This window comes from Noviluteimonas lactosilytica, from assembly GCF_020866925.1.
GTDB classification, from domain to species: domain Bacteria; phylum Pseudomonadota; class Gammaproteobacteria; order Xanthomonadales; family Xanthomonadaceae; genus Noviluteimonas; species Noviluteimonas lactosilytica.
On record NZ_JAJGAK010000004.1, the window covers coordinates 80632 to 95983 of the forward strand.

Genomic DNA, 15352 nt, shown 5'->3' on the forward strand with positions numbered 1-15352 from the left:
CGTTCAGCCGAACGAGCGGAAGACTCGACCATCAGAGAGTCCACGAATCCGCGATTGACGACTCGACGACAGGACGTGAGTGCCGCACCATCAACGCGACTTGCGAGGCTGGAGCTGGCCGAAAGGCCCAGTTGAGTCACCAGAGGCCAACCGAAAGGTTGGCCTCTTCTCGTTTCAGGCCCGCGCTCCCGCATACACTCGGCGTCCCCCCGCACCACACGAACGCCGCCGCATGCGCCCATCTCGCTTCCGAACCCGCGCGCTGCTCGCACTCCTCGCGATCGCCGCGACCGCACCGCTCTTCGCCGCCGAACCCACGACCACCGTGCCCACGTCGCTGCGCAACACCGGCGACGCAGCACACCTCTTCGGCTACACCCCGAAGCCAGGCATGGAAGCGCAATTCGACGCCGGCTATCGCAAGCATCTCGACTGGCACAAGACGCACGACGACCCGCTCGTCTGGTACGGCTGGTACGTCACGCACGGCCCGCGCATGGGGATGTTCATCGACGGCTCGTTCGGTGCGCCGTTCTCCGCGTTCGACAACCGCGTCGCGATCGCCGACGACGTCAAGGACGCGGACCGCAACGTCACGCCGTATGCCGACGCGGCGTTCCGCAGCGTGTGGCGCGTGCGCCGCGACCTCAGCACGGGCACGCCGCTGGAAGAGTGGAAGCCGTCGGCGATGGTGCAGGTCCACACCTACAAGGTGCGCCTGGGCAAGGCGAAGCAGTTCGAACAGATCGTCAAGCGCATGCGCAGCGTCGCCGAAGCGAGCGGCAAGACCGGCGCGTTCACCTGGTACGAAGGCATCGGCGGCGTCGACAACGAATTCATCCTGATGGTCGCGCGCGATGGATGGGGCGCGTTCGATGCGCCCGGCGACCTGGAAGGCGTGCTCGCGACGATCGAAGATGCGACGACGCGGCGCGAACTGCTCTCCGGTTACGCCGCATTCGTGGAAGACGTGTCCAGCGAAGTCTGGCGTTACCGCAGCGACCTCAGCCTGATTCCCTGAGATTCCCCGGTCGGGGGGACGCCCGTCAGGGCGGCAGGCCGAACAGCCGTTTCGTCGACTTCCACGCCAGGAAGATGGCCGGCCGCGCCTCGTGGAACGTGAGGTCGATCTTCACGCCGACCCACAGGTCTTCGAGCAGCGGCTGCACTTCGCGCCAATCGTCGCTGCTCACGGCGCCGGCCGATTCCCCGAGCTTGCGCGCGAAGGCGTAGCGCTGGCCGGTGTAATCGCCGGAGAGCTCTTCGACCGAGAACGAGCCGGTGATGCGAACTTGTGCGGGGGTTGAGGTCTGCATACCCAGTGATACGAAGAAAGCGTGGCACCAAGGACGACAGCGCAAACGGTACCTGTCGACGGTGACAGCCTCGTGAGAGACTCCGCCGCCGTTGCCGCTCGGGGACCCGCATGACGCTCGCCCGCCAGCACTTCATGGCCGCCGCCTGGATCGCGGTCGCCTACATCGCGATCCAGACCTTCCAGTGGTACGTGTTCTCCGTGTCGCCGCCGGAGGGTTCAGCCGACGCGACACTCCTCACCGGACCGTCATCGCTGGAACTCGCACGCGCCGGCTCGATGCTTGCATCGTTCTTCGGCCTGGCCTACCTCTACCTCGTGGTGTGCGTGAGCAACCTCGCGCGTGCGCCGATCGCGAGCGTGGCCGCCTTCCTCGGCCTGTTCGTGTTCTGCCTGCTGGAAGTGGTGCTGCGGTCGGTCGAACTGTTCTGGGCGACGCTGCACCTGTCGGACGCGTATGCCGCCGCTTCGCTCGCGCAACGCACGGCGATCCTCGACACGCATGCGACCTTCTACGCCGTGCAATCGGCCGTCTACTTCCCGTTGGGCCTGGTGCAACTGATCGGCAGCGTGCTGCTGGCAGTGACGTTGCGCGGCCCGTGGAGCGGGATCGCGCGCTTCGCCTTCGGCTTCAATGCAGTGCGGCTGGGGCTGCGCATGCTCGACGTCTACGTGCTCGGGCCGAAGTTCGATGCGCTGTATGACGTGCTTTACCTGCCGATGGTGTACGTGGTGTTCGGCGGCATCGCGTTGTGGCTGTGGCGCATGGCGCGCGGGCCTTAGCGGCCGCCGAACGCCGAAACATTGCACCGCAACACGGTTCACGGCCGCCGCAGCGCTATCCTCAGCGGCGGGGAAGTCGGGGAGACGGGAATGCGTCGGCGTCGCAGGAAAAGCAGCGGGCTCGGCTGGACCATCGCGTTGGTGGCGGTGGCGGCGCTTGCCTGGTTCGGCCGCGATTACTGGATGGCATACCTGCCGTCGTCGCACGCGCCGGCGACTGCGCAATCGATCGACTCCGTCGTCGAAGCGCCCGCACCCGCACCCGCACCCGCACCCGAAGTCGCAGTCGGCGCACCGGCCGCAGCCACGACGACCGTTGCCCCCGCACCGACGCCTCCGACCATGTCCATGATCGAAGCCGAAGCCCGCGACGCCGCCGCCCGCAACGCACGCGAGCAGACGCTGAAGGTGCAGCGGCAACTGCGCGAAGCCCAGCAGGCGCACAAGGAACAAGCCGACGCCGCGGCGAACGACAAGAACACCCGCTGCATCGGCGGCCAGAAGATGAAGCGCGTCGACAACGGATGGGTGCAGGCCGGCGCCTGCTGAGGCGTCCAGCGCGTCAGATCACCGCGCGCACATGAAACCCGAGCGGCCCCGCCACCTGGGGCAACGCCTCGTCATCCGACCGCTGCGCGATCCACCCCGCCACCATCTCCGCCCCGGTCTCCCACGACCACAGCGTGTACCCACGCTCCCGCAACTGCACGGCTGCCTGCGACATCAACGCCCCGGTGTCCGCATCCGCGAACGGATCGTCGGCCTCGTCGTCGATGTCCCACTCGACCCGAACCCCGACCCGCGCCGCGAGCTCGTCGATCACCTCGACCAGCCCCTGCGCGTCGGACTCCGCGACGAAGAACCCGGCCTTCCAGTCGATCGCCTCGCGAATGGCCTCGATCGGCTCCGCGTCGGCGACGAGCGCATCGCGGATCTCCGCGAACTGGGCCGCGGCCGCGTCCTCGTCGCCCGGGTTGATGAGGAGGAGGAACTGCCAGACGACCGCTTCGAGGGCGGCGTCCTCGTCGAGGTCCGCGTAGTCGGAGAAGGCGGCGCGGAAGTTGTCGTCGGGGTCGAAGTTGTCGGAGTCGGGGGGCACGATAAGGTGAACAGAGTAGCGGACTTTAGGCCGAACAGTTTGCACGATACGCTAGGGCTAAGTCGCAGAACGTAAAGCCAAACTCTGTAGGGGGAGTTATGGAGCCGGCCAACGGATCGTTGGGGTATTTCTTTTACAAGATATTGGACCGGTACGGCCAGGCGAAGCAAAGCCTGCCATTCGGGCCATTCGGGAGTTATCAAGGCGGCCTGTCAACTTGTTTCAGGCACATCTGATCTAGACCCCAACCTTCGTCGCAGGGCGCGTCGAGTTGCAGCGCGAATGGATGGTGTTGGTCCTCTCAGACACGGAGATGGAAGTAGCCGGCTGTCTCGTCTGACGAAGGACTACGGGCGCGCCCTTCCGCTGGCCAGGTTGGTGTTGCAGGGCGGGGGTGTCACAACTCAACTCGGTGCTCTTGCGGGGAGATCATTCCTCATTCGAACTCCTGAGCTCATCGAGGAAGGGTTGCGCAACATCCTCGATAGGGCGCTGTCGGTTCGAGTCAGAAAGCGGCGCTTGTCGTTGGGCGACTCTGGGATGACCATTAATCCTGATCTCGTGTTTGGGGATGCGATTGCCGTTGGTGACATCAAGTACCGGCATGTACACGGAGAGTGGCATCGCCCAAGTCTTTACCAAGTTGTCGCCTTCGCTACGGGTTTCGGTAGTGAACGCTGCGCGATCCTCGGCTTCTCCAGCAATGGCAAAAAGGCGCCCCCAGACGTTGTACTCGGAAACGTCGAGGCAAGATGCTTTGCATGGGATGCAAGTCCCGACATGCCGGCCGTAACCAGTGAGCAACGCTTAGTTGCTGAAGTTAATGCGTGGCTTAGCACCGCAAAACAGCGAGCAGCGATGGCTGCTTGACCATGCGCCGATTCGTTGGGGATGCCTAGGCTGATCAGCTGTGCCGCCCTGCATCCACCTAAAACGCATCTGTCTAAAACGCATCTGTCAATCCTTACGTCACGCCAAACCCCTGCCACAATCGGCCCACAGCACTACCGCACCGCCGCTCGCAGACCCCCGCAAATGCCCGACCTCCCCCAGCACCTCGCCCGCCAAATCGCCTCCACCATCGCGACCGAAATCGGCGCGCAGCCCGCCCAGGCCTCCGCCGCCATCGCGCTCCTCGACGAAGGCGCCACCGTCCCCTTCATCGCGCGCTACCGCAAGGAAGTCACCGGCGGGCTCGACGACACGCAGCTGCGCAATCTCGAAACGCGCCTGACGTACCTGCGCGAGCTCGAGGATCGCCGTGCCGCGGTGTTGGCGAGCATCGCGGAGCAGGGGCAGCTCACGGATGCGTTGCGTGCGGAGATCGAGGCCGCGGATTCCAAGTCGCGCCTGGAAGATCTCTACCTGCCGTACAAGCCCAAGCGCCGGACCAAGGCGCAGATCGCGCGCGAGGCGGGGCTGGAGCCGCTCGCCGATGCGCTGCTCGCCGATCCGTCGCAGGTGCCGGAGGACGTGGCCGCGGGTTTCGTCGATGCGGAGAAGGGTGTCGCCGATGCGAAGGCTGCGCTGGAAGGCGCGCGCTGGATCCTGATGGAGCGTTGGGGCGAGGACGCCGCGCTCGTGGGTGAGTTGCGTGCGTGGTTGCACGAGGTCGGCGTGATTCGCGCGCGCGTGGCCGAAGGCAAGGAGACCGAAGGCGCGAAGTACCGCGATTACTTCGATCATCGCGAGTCGCTCGCGCGCATTCCGTCGCATCGCTTGCTCGCGTTATTCCGCGCGCGCCGCGAAGAGATCCTCTTCATCGACCTCGATCCGGGCACCGATGCCGATGCGGGGCATGTGTTGGCAGAAGGTCGCGTCGCGCACCACGTCGGTTTCAAGGCGCAGGGTCGGCCCGCGGATGCGTGGTTGCAGGCCACGTGTCGCCTGACGTGGAAGGCGAAGTTGCACATGCACCTGATGCTCGATCTGTTCGGCCAGGCGCGCGAGAAGGCCGAGGCCGAGGCGATCAATGTCTTCGGCGACAACCTCAAGGATTTGTTGCTCGCCGCGCCCGCGGGTCCGAAGGCCGTGCTCGGTCTCGATCCGGGGCTGCGCACGGGCGTGAAAGTCGCGGTGGTCGATCGCACCGGCAAGGTGGTCGACACGTCGACGATCTATCCGCACGAACCGCGTCGTCAGTGGGATCAGTCGCTCGCGATCCTGCATGCGCTGTGCGCGAAGCACGACGTCGAGTTGATCGCGATCGGCAACGGCACCGCATCGCGCGAAACCGACAAGCTCGCCGGCGAGTTGATCCAGCGCACGCCCGGCGGTGGGATGCAGAAGATCGTCGTCAGCGAAGCCGGCGCGTCGGTGTATTCGGCCTCCGAACTCGCGGCGAAGGAATTCCCGAATCTCGACGTGTCGTTGCGCGGCGCGGTGTCGATCGCGCGACGCCTGCAGGATCCGCTCGCCGAGTTGGTGAAAATCGAACCCAAGGCGATCGGCGTCGGCCAGTACCAGCACGACGTCGATCAATATCGCCTCGCGCGTGCGCTCGATGCGCGCGTCGAGGACTGCGTGAACGCCGTGGGCGTGGACGTCAACACCGCGTCCGCTGCGTTGCTCACGCGCGTGTCGGGCCTGTCGTCGACGGTCGCCGAGAACATCGTCGAGTATCGCGACACGAACGGCGCGTTCAGGAATCGCAAGGCGCTGCTGAAGGTACCGCGCCTCGGCGACAAAACCTTCGAGCAGTGCGCGGGCTTCCTGCGCATCGCCGATGGCGATCAGCCGCTCGACGCATCGTCGGTGCATCCGGAAGCGTATCCGCTGGTCGCGCGCATCCTGGAAAAGTGCGGACGCGAAGTGAAGCAACTCGTCGGCGACACCGCGCTGCTGCGCGGCCTCAAGCCGGAACAGTTCACCGACGCGCAGTTCGGCGTGCCCACCGTGCGCGACATCCTCAAGGAACTGGAAAAGCCCGGCCGCGATCCGCGCCCCGAGTTCAAGGCCGCGCGTTTCGCCGAAGGCGTGGAGGACATCAAGGACCTCAAGGTCGGCATGATCCTCGAGGGCGTCATCAGCAACGTCGCCGCGTTCGGTGCGTTCGTCGACATCGGCGTGCACCAGGACGGGCTGATCCACATCTCGGCGTTGGCGGACAAGTTCGTCAAGGATCCGCGCGATGTCGTGAAGTCCGGCGACATCGTGAAGGTGCGCGTGCTGGAGGTCGATGTGCAGCGCAAGCGGATCGCGTTGACGCGGCGGCTTGACGACACGCCGGCGCCTGCGCGTGAGTCGATGCGTGATTCGGCGCGCGATTCCTCGCGCGATGCGCAACATCGCGGCGGCAAGCGCGACGACGCGCGCGGTGCTCCGCGCGACTCGCGTGGTGCGCGTGACCCGCGCGGTGCACAGCAGCCGCCAGCCAACAACGCGTTGGCGGCGGCATTCGCGCGGGCGAAGAAGGACTGATCGAAGTCGCAGGCTAGGGCGCGGCGAACACGCCGCGCGCTTGCCTGGGCTCACACCGCAGATACTGGTTCGCCGGCTTCACGGTCGCGCCCAGCTTCGCCGCTGCATGCCACGGCCATCGTGGGTCGTACAGCGCCGCGCGGGCGATGGCGATGATGTCGGCGTCGCCATTCGCGACGATCGCCTCCGCATGCTCGGGCTCGGTGATCAGGCCAACCGCGATCACGGGAATATCGACGGCCTCCTTCACCGCACGCGCCAGCGGCACTTGGTAACCCGGTGCGAGCGCGATGTGCTGCTCCGCCGCGACGCCACCGCTGCTCACGTGGATCGCATCGCATCCACGCGCTTCGAGCGCCTTCGCGAACGCGATCGTCTGCGCGACATCCCACCCACCATCCATCCAATCGGTGCCCGACACGCGCACGGTGACGGCCTTGTCGCGCGGGAAGGCCGCGCGCACTGCGTCGAACACTTCCAGCGGGAAGCGCATCCGGTTCTCCAGGCTTCCGCCGTACTCGTCGTCGCGCTGGTTGCTCAACGGCGACAGGAATTGATGCAACAGGTATCCATGGGCCGCGTGGATCTGCACGGCATCAAGACCAAGTCGCGCGGCGCGCACGGCAGCCGCTGCGAACGCATCGCGAATCTCGCGCATGCCTTCCTTGTCGAGCGCACGCGGCGCATTGTCGCTCGCGTAATGCGGAATCGCCGAAGGCGCGACGGTCTGCCATCCATGCGCGTTCTCTGGCGAGAGCTGCTTTCCGCCAGCCCACGGCACTTCGCAGCTCGCCTTGCGCCCCGCATGCGCGAGCTGGATCGCGATCGGCATGTCGCTCCATTCGCGCACCGCGTGCAGCGTCGTGCGCATCGCTGCTTCGGTGGCGTCGTCCCACAGGCCCACGTCGGCCCAGCTGATGCGGCCTTCGGGCAGCACAGCAGTGGCCTCGATCGTCAGCAGCGCCGCGCCCGACAGTGCGAGGTTGCCGAGGTGGATCGTGTGCCACGAGTTCATGCGTCCGTCGCCGTCGCACGAGTACTGGCACATCGGCGCAATGACGATGCGATTGGCGAGGGCGATGTTGCGCACGCGCAGCGGTTCGAACAGCTTGGGCTTGGCCATCAATCTTTCCTTTCGTCGCGCGGGTCGCGCGCGTTGGCGATGTCGATCAGCACGTCGGCGTGGCACGGGCCATCGAGGGGGCACCAGCACGCAAGGTCGAGACCGGCGAGTTGGCTGCGCACATGCTCGCGCGAAAACTGCGCGCGCCAGCCTTTGCGACGGCTGAGTTGGATGCGTTTTGGCGACACGGGCATTCACGTTGAACCGCGCGGAGGAGGCCCAGCATCCACTGATTGGAGCGGCCATCGCGTGGAGGCTCGCCATGAAAGCCCAACGATTCCTTCTTCCTTCGCTGCTCGCGCTCGGCCTGGCCGTCGCGGCCGGCGTCCAGGCGCAGTCTGCGCCGCAGATCGTGTGGTCGGTGCCGACACCCAGCGGCCTCGCCAATTCCATCGTCGGGGTAGCGTGGTCGCCCGCGGGCGGGCGCGTGGCTGTCGGCTCGACCGATCGCTGGGCACGTGCGCGCACCGCATCGAGCGGCGCGCTGCAGTGGTCGACGCTGCAGGTGCCCATCGGTTCGGGCACCGCGGACCAGATGATCTTCTCCAACGACAGCGCGTTGGTCGCCGTGCACAACTCGGGGCAGGGGTGGACGTTCCGCGTGCATCGCGCTTCCGACGGCGTGTTCGTCGGCAAGCTCGTCGGCACGTTGCAGCCCAACAACATCGCGACCTTCGCGCCGGATGCGCAGCTTGCCACCGCGACGGGTGACGCGACGTTCAACAACTGGCGCCTGTCGAGTTTTTCCACGGTCAAGGTGATCGGCAGCGGTTACAACAAGATCGCCACGAGCTTCGTGTTCTCGCCGAACGGCTTGCTGCAGGCGTCCGCCACGCAAGGCACGATCACCATCCAGCGTCGCAGCGACGGCGCGACGGTGCGCCTGCTCACCGGCGGCAACCTGCGCAGTACGACGCCGATGGCGTTCTCGCCCGACAGCGCGACGTTGGCCGAGTACCAGGCCAACCCGAACGAGACGACGTTGTTCCGCATCTCCGATGGCGCGGTGTTGCGTCACTTCCCCTATCAGCCATCGAACGAAGGCGTCGTCGCGGTGCGTTTCTCGCCGGGCGGCACGCGCCTGGTGACAACGGGGTGGCGTGCGTTCGAAGGCAGCGACGGGCTGTGGGACCAGGTCGGCACGATCAAGTTCTGGCGCGTGAGCGATGGCGCGTTGCGGCGCAGCTTCGAAGCCGGCACCGGCATCGGCGTAACCTCGCCGGTCGCATGGAACCCGGGGTTCACCCGCTTCGCGTACGGCACGTACGAGGGCAGGGCGGTAGTCGCGGTGGTGCCGGCGCCGTAGAGAAACAGCGAAACAGGGGTCAGAAACAGGGGTCAGAGCACAATTAATTAATTGTGCTCTGACCCCTGTTTCTGACCCCACCCCTGTATTTGAAGCTCTGCTATAAGGGCTTCCAATCCACCGACAGGGAAGCCCCGTGGCCGGATCGCAGGACCTGGAAGTCTTCGTGCGCGAGGCGCTCGCGCGCGGCACATCACGCGACACCATCACGGCCACGCTCGCCGGCGCCGGCTGGTCCAACGCGCAGGTGAAACGCGCGCTGGGCTCGTGGGCCGAGGTCGACTTTCCCGTCCCTGTCCCGCGGCCGCGTGCATCGCTCTCGGCGCGCGAGGCGTTCTTCTACCTGCTCATGTTCGCGGCGCTGTACATGGCGGCGTGGCACCTGTGCAGCCTCGCGTTCGACCTGCTCAATCGCGCGCTTCCCGATGCGACGGATCAGGGTTACCTCTTTCGCACGACCGAAAGCTCGATGCGTTGGTCCGCGGCCTCGCTGGTGATCGCGTTCCCGGTGTTCCTGTGGATGGCGCGCCTTGTCGCGCGGCAGGTGACGCAGGATCCGCTCGCGCGCCTGTCGCCCGTCCGGCGTTGGCTCACGTATCTCACGTTGTTCCTGGCGGCGCTGGCGCTCGTCGGCGACATGATCACGCTCGTGTACAACCTGCTCGGTGGCGATGTGACGTTGCGCTTCGTGCTCAAGGTGCTGGTGATTGGCGCGGTCGCCGGCGCAATCTTCAGCTACTACCTCGCCGACCTGCGCCGCGGAGAAGACGCATGAGCGCCGCCGCCGACAAGCTGGGCAAGTGGCTGGCGATCGGGGGCTCGATCGCCGTTGGTGCGGTCGTGGTGCTGTCGATCGTCGCGACGGGCACGCCGATGGAGCAGCGCCGAATCCGCATCGATGCCGGCCGCGTAGACGACCTGCAGGAGATCCAGCAGGCCGTTCGCATTTACTGGAACGTGCACGACGCTGTGCCTGCGGATCTTGCGACGCTTGCCAACCAGCCGGGCGCGAACCTGCCCGTCGCCGATCGCGAAGGCCGGGGCCGCTACGAATACGCGCGCATCGACGACGACCATTACTCCCTCTGCGCCGTCTTCGACACGGACACCGCGCTCATGCGCAGCGAAGACTACCCGGCGAACTCGCAAGAGTGGATGCATCCTGCCGGTCGGCACTGCTTCACGCGAACGCTCGGCAAGAAAGACAACGAGTGATCGATTCCCTGAAATAGTGCTCTGACCCCTGTTTATGCTTCCCCGCACAAAGAAAAAGGACAGCTGACCGGCCGTCGCGTTGTGCGGCCTGTCGAGGGCGGCCACCGCGTTGGTCAGTGCGGAGGTCGTATCCCATGCCCAAATATCTCATCGAACGCGAAGTCCCCGGCGCCGGTCAGCTGACGCCGATGGAACTGCAGAGCCTGGCGCGCCGCTCGGTCGGCGTGCTGCGCCAACTCGGCCCCGACATCCAGTGGGTCGAGAGCTACATCACCGGCAACAATCTCTACTGCGTGTACGTCGCGCCCGACGAAGAGATGGTGCGCGAACACGGCCGCCTCGGCGGTTTCCCGGTGAACCGCGTGACCCAGGTCAGCCAGATCATCGATCCCACCACCGCCGAGTAACCCGCGAGGACTGCGGCCATGTTCGGCGAGATGGCATGGTCGTTCGTCATCCAGACGCTGTCGGGCATCGTCGCGGTGTTCGTCGGCATCTGGCTCGCGCTGATCGTCGAGCGCCGGCGCAAGGAAGAGGACACGAGCGAACGCGAGGCCGCGCAGATGGCCGAGTACGAGCGCGTGATCGATTCGATCCTCGGCAGCGTGGTGAAGAACACCGCGGAGGCGAAGCGCATCCTGCGCCTGCTCGGCGGCGCGCATTGCCCGCGCCTGTTGCACGCCGACCTGGAAACGGCGGTGTGGTACGCGAGCCACGGCCACTTCACCGCGCTGTGCCACAACGTCGACCAGCGCGTGATCCTCAGCCAGTTCTTCGACGACGTGCGGCGGCTGTCGGCGTTCATCGAGTTCCGCACCGAATTGCTGGCGCAGCGCACGACCGTCGGCCGCCGTGCCGACGATGCGGAAGTCGAAGCGCTCGCCGCCGAGGTCGACAAGCGCCTCGCCGCGATGGCCGAAGACCTGCGTTTCACCGGCGTCATGGTGATCACCGACCACGGCAAGCCGGTGCACAAGCGCTTGATGGGCATCCCGACGGAAGTGGCCTGAGCCGCGCGCGTGCGCGATGATGGCGCCATGACCACGCCCATCGACCTGCGCTCCGACACCGTCACCAAGCCCACGCCCGCCATGCGCGAAGCGATGCTGCGCGCCGCGGTCGGCGACGATGTGTACGGCGAAGATCCGACCGTCAACGCGTTGCAGGAACGCCTGGCGCGCGACCTCGGTTTCGAAGCGGGCCTCTACGCACCGAGCGGCACGCAGGCCAACCTGCTCGGGCTGCTCTCGCATTGCCAGCGCGGCGACGAGTACATCGTCGGCATGGACGCGCACACGTATCGCTTCGAAGGCGGCGGCGCGGCGGTGTTCGGTTCGATCCAGCCGCAACCGCTCGTGCAGGACGACGATGGCACGATTCCGCTCGCGTCGGTCGAAGCGGCGATCAAGCCGGTCGATCCCCACTTCGCGCGATCGAAGTTGCTGTGCCTGGAGAACACGTGGCACGGCCGCGTGCTGCCGCGTGCGTATCTCGCGGAAGCGCGTGCGTTGTGCGATCGACGCGGGTTGTCGCTGCATCTCGATGGCGCGCGCCTGTACAACGCCGCCGTCGCCGATGGCGTGGCGCCGCGCGAGATCGCCAAGCACTTCGACAGCGTGTCGGTGTGCCTGTCGAAGGGGCTCGGTGCGCCGGTGGGGTCGGTGCTGCTCAGTTCGCGCAAGTTGATCGACGATGCGAAGCGTTGGCGCAAGGTCGCCGGCGGGGGCATGCGTCAAGCCGGCATCCTCGCGGCGGCGTGCCTGTATGCGCTCGATCATCATGTCGCGCGTTTGGCCGACGATCACCGCCGCGCGAAGCAACTCGCCGACGGCCTGCGCGGCCTCGACGGCGTCGATGTCGCCGCACAACACACCAACATGGTGTTCATCGACGTGCCGACCGACCGCCTCAACGCCTTCCGCTCGGCGATGGACAAGGCCGGCATCCGCATGTCGATCGGCTACACGCCGCGCATCCGCATGGTCACGCATCTCGATATCGACGATGCGGCGATCGAACAGACAATCGCGGCCTTCAGGGATTTCTCCCGCGGCTGATTCGCCGTAAGCCATCGAACTTTCGCATCGCGGGCGCGATGCGAAGTCCTCAGGCTTCGCGCTCCTTCCCAGGAGTGCCCTCCCAATGCGTTTCCAACTTCTCGCGACGGTGCTCGCGTGTAGCGCCGCGTTCGTCTCCTTCGGCGCCAACGCGTCGAACCCGACCCCCTTCGACGGCGGCTACGTCCTCGAAGTCCTGCCGAACAACACGGCCGATCATTCGAAGCCGAGCTGCGTGGTCTTCGATCCGGCGCTCGGCGATGCCGGCATTCGCGCGCATCGCTGGGGCAACAGCGCCACCGCCCTGTGCGGCCTGGGTGACCTGACCGCGCACGGCGCCAACAAGCAGGCGGTGTGGGACATCACGCCGGTCGAGCACACCGACGGCCGAAAGGCGTACACCCTTCGCAGCCGCTACAACGGCAAGTGCCTGATCCGCAGCAACAACGGCCACAACGTCGTGCCGAGCCTGCACATGTGGAACGCGACCAACCCGCAGTGGTGTGGTTTCGGCTCGGCAGATGCGGTGATCGAGAACGGCCAGGCCGCGTGGGTCTTCGGCGAAACGCCGGACGGTGCGCCTGAAACCCAGGTGTCCAGCATCGCTGCGATGCGCAATGGCCTCGCGTACCTGTCGTTCGCTTCCACGAACACCAACATGCGCGGTACGCAGGCGATGCTTGCGGTCGACCACGTCTTCCGCCTGTCGTGCATGCCGGAAACGTGCATGAAGCCCGAACACCACCAGATCGTCGGCTCGGGTCCTTACGCCTACTCGCGGGCCGTGCGCGTGATCGACGCGGCTTACCTCGATCTCCCGTACACCGCGTGGACTCCGACCGAGGGCTTCGGCGATACGCGTGAGCAGTATGTCGCGGTTCTGCCGAAGGACGCGGAGTTGTACTGCACACGGTTGCGCACCGGTGGCTTCTCCGACTGGCGACTGCCGACGCCCGACGAGTTGAAGAGGATTACGTGGCCCTCCAACCAGAACAACAACCAGCTGTGGACGCGATTCGGCTGGCCCACTGGCGAGCTTCCGTATCAGACGACGCTCTACCGCAACACCAGCACCATCGGCTGGGCCATCGCCGGAGAGTATCTCCACGGTGCGCGCGGCAACTGGTACTCGGTCAACGATCCGTATCCGGTGTCTTGCGTCCGCTGATTGACGGACACCGAACTCTTCAAGGAGTGCATCCAATGCGTTTCCAACTACTCGCGACCGTGCTGGCTTATGCCGCCGCATTCGCAACCTCCGGCGCTTCGGCGTCGGAGGTCGAGCCCTACCAGGACGCCGCCTACAACGGCAGCTACGTGATCGAAGTGCTGCCGAACAACACGGTCGATCATTCGCAACCCAAGTGCATGATCGTCGACCCTGCGCAGGGCGCCTACGGCGTCCGCACGCATCGCTGGACCAGCATCCCGACGGGCCTGTGTGGCCTGGGCCACATCACCGCGCACACGGAGAACAAACAGGCCGTGTGGGACATCACGCCGGTCCAGCACACCGATGGCCGCAAGGCATACGTGATCCGCAGTCGCTTCAACGGCCAGTGCCTGATCCGCAGCAACAACGGCCAAGACAACACGGCACGTCTCTTCAGCTGGAACGCCACCAATCCGGCCTTGTGCGGTTGGGGTAACGAAGATGCGCTCATCGACAACGGCCAGGCCGCGTGGGTCCTCGGCGACAGCGCCGTCGTAGGCGAGAATCTCGTCTCCAGCATCGGTGCGTTGCGGAACGGCATCGCGTACCTGTCGTTCGCTTCGAACAACAACGGCTTGCGCGCAGGTCAGACGATGCTGGCCGTCGACCACGAGTTCCGCCTCACCCGCGTGCCGGAAACCTGCACGAGTCACGCGCTGCAGCCCGACATCATCCGCGTGTGCGGCGTCGGCGACTTCTCGAAGCCGGTGACCGTGCGCGACTCGGCGTACCTCAACATGGACTTCGCGCCGTGGAATGCCACCGCGTCTACCGACAACTTCTACGGCGACTGGAGCGTGCATTACATGGCGATCCGCGACAAGGCCGCCGCGCCCGTCTACTGCAGTCGCCTGCGCACCGGCAATTTCAGCGATTGGCGCCTGCCGACGCGCGCTGAGCTCCGCAAGTTGTACGCGGCGTTCCCGAACAACAAGATCCGCGACTTCGGGTGGGCCACGGGTTACCGCGGGCACTGGACGAGCGAAGGGTTCACGGATCAATTCGGCAGGTACAACTTCTACAGCGTTCGCTTCTTCGACGGATCCGAAGGCCAAGAGTGGGACGCGAACCCGTACCCGATCTCCTGCATCCGCTGATCCAACGCCTCACCTCGCACGTGTCGCCCTTTTCGGGGCGACACGTCGAATCTTCACCGACAACATCGCGCACAACGTCCGCAGGATGCGCGCTCCTTCCAAGGAGTGTCCTCCATGCGTCATCCACTACTCACCGCGCTCGCGTGTAGCGCCGCGTTCTTCTCCTTCGGCGCCAACGCGAAGTCCGGTATCGACGGCACCTTCAATGGCACCTACGTGATCGAAGCCCTGCCGAACAACACGCTCGATCATGAAAAACCCAAGTGCATGATCTTCGATGCCACGCAGGGAGCCTACGGGATTCGCCTGCATCGCGGGACCTACTCGGGGCCATGCGGGGAGGGCCATCCGTATGTAGCCATCGCAATCGCGACCCCGGAACGCGCTTGGGATATCGCACCCGTCAAACACAGCGATGGCCGCACGGCGCATGTCATTCGCAATCGCGCCAATGGGCAATGCCTGATTCGCAGCAACAACGGCCATGACGTCGCACCGCGCCTCTTCATGTGGAACGCCTCCAACCCGCAGTGGTGTGGCCTGTCTTCCGCCAATGCGGTGATCGAAAACGGCCAGGCGGCATGGGTGTTCGGCGACAGCCCGACCGAATCGGGCACCCTCGTGTCCAGCATGGGCGTGCTGCGCAATGGTCTCGGTTTCCTGTCGTTCGCTTCCCGAAACGTCGGCCTGCGCGAAGACCAGGCGATGATCGCCGTCGACAACG

18 protein-coding genes are annotated in these 15352 nt (G+C 65.8%); 14 read left to right on the forward strand and 4 right to left on the reverse strand.

Features of this window, described 5'->3' with window-relative positions; genetic code table 11:
* The first annotated feature begins 232 nt into the window (after positions 1-232).
* Positions 233-1021, forward strand: coding sequence for a hypothetical protein (locus LK996_RS14370; RefSeq protein ID WP_230528058.1), 789 nt, complete (start codon positions 233-235; stop codon positions 1019-1021).
* Positions 1022-1046: 25 nt separating this feature from the next.
* Here the strand turns inward: LK996_RS14370 and LK996_RS14375 are convergent, their stop codons facing one another.
* Positions 1047-1316, reverse strand: coding sequence for a hypothetical protein (locus LK996_RS14375; RefSeq protein ID WP_230528059.1), 270 nt, complete (start codon positions 1314-1316; stop codon positions 1047-1049).
* A 110-nt stretch (positions 1317-1426) separates the two neighbouring features.
* On the opposite strand from LK996_RS14375, the gene LK996_RS14380 reads away from it, so the two are divergent.
* Both LK996_RS14380 and LK996_RS14385 read left to right on the forward strand, forming a co-directional pair.
* The gene (locus LK996_RS14380; RefSeq protein WP_230528060.1) at positions 1427-2098 is read left to right on the forward strand and encodes a hypothetical protein; all 672 of its coding nucleotides are present in this window, start codon (positions 1427-1429) and stop codon (positions 2096-2098) included.
* 90 nt (positions 2099-2188) lie between these two features.
* Positions 2189-2647, forward strand: a complete 459-nt coding sequence (locus LK996_RS14385) for a hypothetical protein (protein ID WP_230528061.1) — start codon at positions 2189-2191, stop codon at positions 2645-2647.
* A gap of 13 nt (positions 2648-2660) precedes the next feature.
* Here LK996_RS14385 and LK996_RS14390 read toward each other — a convergent pair whose 3' ends face one another.
* Positions 2661-3197, reverse strand: coding sequence for a DUF6630 family protein (locus LK996_RS14390; RefSeq protein WP_230528062.1), 537 nt, complete (start codon positions 3195-3197; stop codon positions 2661-2663).
* 198 nt (positions 3198-3395) lie between these two features.
* On the opposite strand from LK996_RS14390, the gene LK996_RS14395 reads away from it, so the two are divergent.
* Positions 3396-4067: a 5-methylcytosine restriction system specificity protein McrC gene (locus tag LK996_RS14395; RefSeq protein WP_230528265.1), complete on the forward strand. Its 672-nt coding sequence runs from the start codon at positions 3396-3398 to the stop codon at positions 4065-4067.
* A 165-nt stretch (positions 4068-4232) separates the two neighbouring features.
* A complete protein-coding gene (locus LK996_RS14400) occupies positions 4233-6617 on the forward strand; it encodes a Tex family protein (protein WP_230528063.1) in 2385 nt (794 codons plus the stop codon).
* 13 nt (positions 6618-6630) lie between these two features.
* On the opposite strand, the gene LK996_RS14405 is transcribed toward LK996_RS14400, so the two are convergent.
* On the reverse strand, positions 6631-7740 hold the full coding sequence (locus tag LK996_RS14405) for an NADH:flavin oxidoreductase/NADH oxidase (RefSeq protein ID WP_230528064.1): 1110 nt from the start codon (positions 7738-7740) through the stop codon (positions 6631-6633).
* Positions 7740-7934 (reverse strand): DUF4326 domain-containing protein, encoded by a 195-nt coding sequence (locus tag LK996_RS14410; protein WP_230528065.1) that lies wholly within the window; start codon positions 7932-7934, stop codon positions 7740-7742. Before LK996_RS14410 ends, LK996_RS14405 begins: the two co-directional genes overlap by 1 nt.
* 68 nt (positions 7935-8002) lie before the next feature.
* Here LK996_RS14410 and LK996_RS14415 point away from each other — a divergent pair, with 68 nt between their 5' ends.
* From LK996_RS14415 to LK996_RS14455, 9 genes are all read left to right on the forward strand, one after another.
* Positions 8003-9046 (forward strand): WD40 repeat domain-containing protein, encoded by a 1044-nt coding sequence (locus LK996_RS14415; protein ID WP_230528066.1) that lies wholly within the window; start codon positions 8003-8005, stop codon positions 9044-9046.
* Between the two features lie 136 nt (positions 9047-9182).
* Positions 9183-9821 (forward strand): DUF5671 domain-containing protein, encoded by a 639-nt coding sequence (locus LK996_RS14420; protein ID WP_230528067.1) that lies wholly within the window; start codon positions 9183-9185, stop codon positions 9819-9821.
* Positions 9818-10261 carry a hypothetical protein gene (locus LK996_RS14425; RefSeq protein WP_230528068.1) on the forward strand — a complete coding sequence of 148 codons (444 nt, stop codon included), beginning with the start codon at positions 9818-9820 and terminating at the stop codon, positions 10259-10261. The genes LK996_RS14420 and LK996_RS14425 overlap by 4 nt, the downstream gene beginning before the upstream one ends.
* Before the next feature lie 134 nt (positions 10262-10395).
* A complete protein-coding gene (locus tag LK996_RS14430; protein ID WP_230528069.1) occupies positions 10396-10668 on the forward strand; it encodes a DUF4242 domain-containing protein in 273 nt (90 codons plus the stop codon).
* 18 nt (positions 10669-10686) lie between these two features.
* A complete protein-coding gene (locus LK996_RS14435; protein ID WP_230528070.1) occupies positions 10687-11271 on the forward strand; it encodes a hypothetical protein in 585 nt (194 codons plus the stop codon).
* A gap of 27 nt (positions 11272-11298) precedes the next feature.
* Positions 11299-12318 (forward strand): low-specificity L-threonine aldolase, encoded by a 1020-nt coding sequence (gene ltaE, locus LK996_RS14440; protein ID WP_230528071.1) that lies wholly within the window; start codon positions 11299-11301, stop codon positions 12316-12318.
* 85 nt (positions 12319-12403) lie between these two features.
* Positions 12404-13486 (forward strand): DUF1566 domain-containing protein, encoded by a 1083-nt coding sequence (locus LK996_RS14445; RefSeq protein WP_230528072.1) that lies wholly within the window; start codon positions 12404-12406, stop codon positions 13484-13486.
* Positions 13487-13521: 35 nt separating this feature from the next.
* Positions 13522-14628: a DUF1566 domain-containing protein gene (locus LK996_RS14450; RefSeq protein ID WP_230528073.1), complete on the forward strand. Its 1107-nt coding sequence runs from the start codon at positions 13522-13524 to the stop codon at positions 14626-14628.
* Positions 14629-14733: 105 nt separating this feature from the next.
* Positions 14734-15352, forward strand: a 619-nt coding sequence (locus LK996_RS14455; protein WP_230528074.1) for a hypothetical protein, incomplete at its 3' end; no start/stop codon positions are given.

Bases quoted from the DNA above. Each gene is read 5' to 3' on its own strand.
- LK996_RS14370 (WP_230528058.1), top strand. From the start codon at position 233: ATGCGCCCATCTCGCTTCCGAACCCGCGCGCTGCTCGCACTCCTCGCG.
- LK996_RS14385 (WP_230528061.1), top strand. From the start codon at position 2,189: ATGCGTCGGCGTCGCAGGAAAAGCAGCGGGCTCGGCTGGACCATCGCG.
- LK996_RS14405 (WP_230528064.1), bottom strand. From the start codon at position 7,740: ATGGCCAAGCCCAAGCTGTTCGAACCGCTGCGCGTGCGCAACATCGCC.
- LK996_RS14415 (WP_230528066.1), top strand. From the start codon at position 8,003: ATGAAAGCCCAACGATTCCTTCTTCCTTCGCTGCTCGCGCTCGGCCTG.
- LK996_RS14375 (WP_230528059.1), bottom strand. From the start codon at position 1,316: ATGCAGACCTCAACCCCCGCACAAGTTCGCATCACCGGCTCGTTCTCG.
- LK996_RS14425 (WP_230528068.1), top strand. From the start codon at position 9,818: ATGAGCGCCGCCGCCGACAAGCTGGGCAAGTGGCTGGCGATCGGGGGC.
- LK996_RS14380 (WP_230528060.1), top strand. From the start codon at position 1,427: ATGACGCTCGCCCGCCAGCACTTCATGGCCGCCGCCTGGATCGCGGTC.
- LK996_RS14410 (WP_230528065.1), bottom strand. From the start codon at position 7,934: ATGCCCGTGTCGCCAAAACGCATCCAACTCAGCCGTCGCAAAGGCTGG.
- LK996_RS14445 (WP_230528072.1), top strand. From the start codon at position 12,404: ATGCGTTTCCAACTTCTCGCGACGGTGCTCGCGTGTAGCGCCGCGTTC.
- LK996_RS14450 (WP_230528073.1), top strand. From the start codon at position 13,522: ATGCGTTTCCAACTACTCGCGACCGTGCTGGCTTATGCCGCCGCATTC.
- LK996_RS14430 (WP_230528069.1), top strand. From the start codon at position 10,396: ATGCCCAAATATCTCATCGAACGCGAAGTCCCCGGCGCCGGTCAGCTG.
- LK996_RS14400 (WP_230528063.1), top strand. From the start codon at position 4,233: ATGCCCGACCTCCCCCAGCACCTCGCCCGCCAAATCGCCTCCACCATC.
- LK996_RS14435 (WP_230528070.1), top strand. From the start codon at position 10,687: ATGTTCGGCGAGATGGCATGGTCGTTCGTCATCCAGACGCTGTCGGGC.
- ltaE (WP_230528071.1), top strand. From the start codon at position 11,299: ATGACCACGCCCATCGACCTGCGCTCCGACACCGTCACCAAGCCCACG.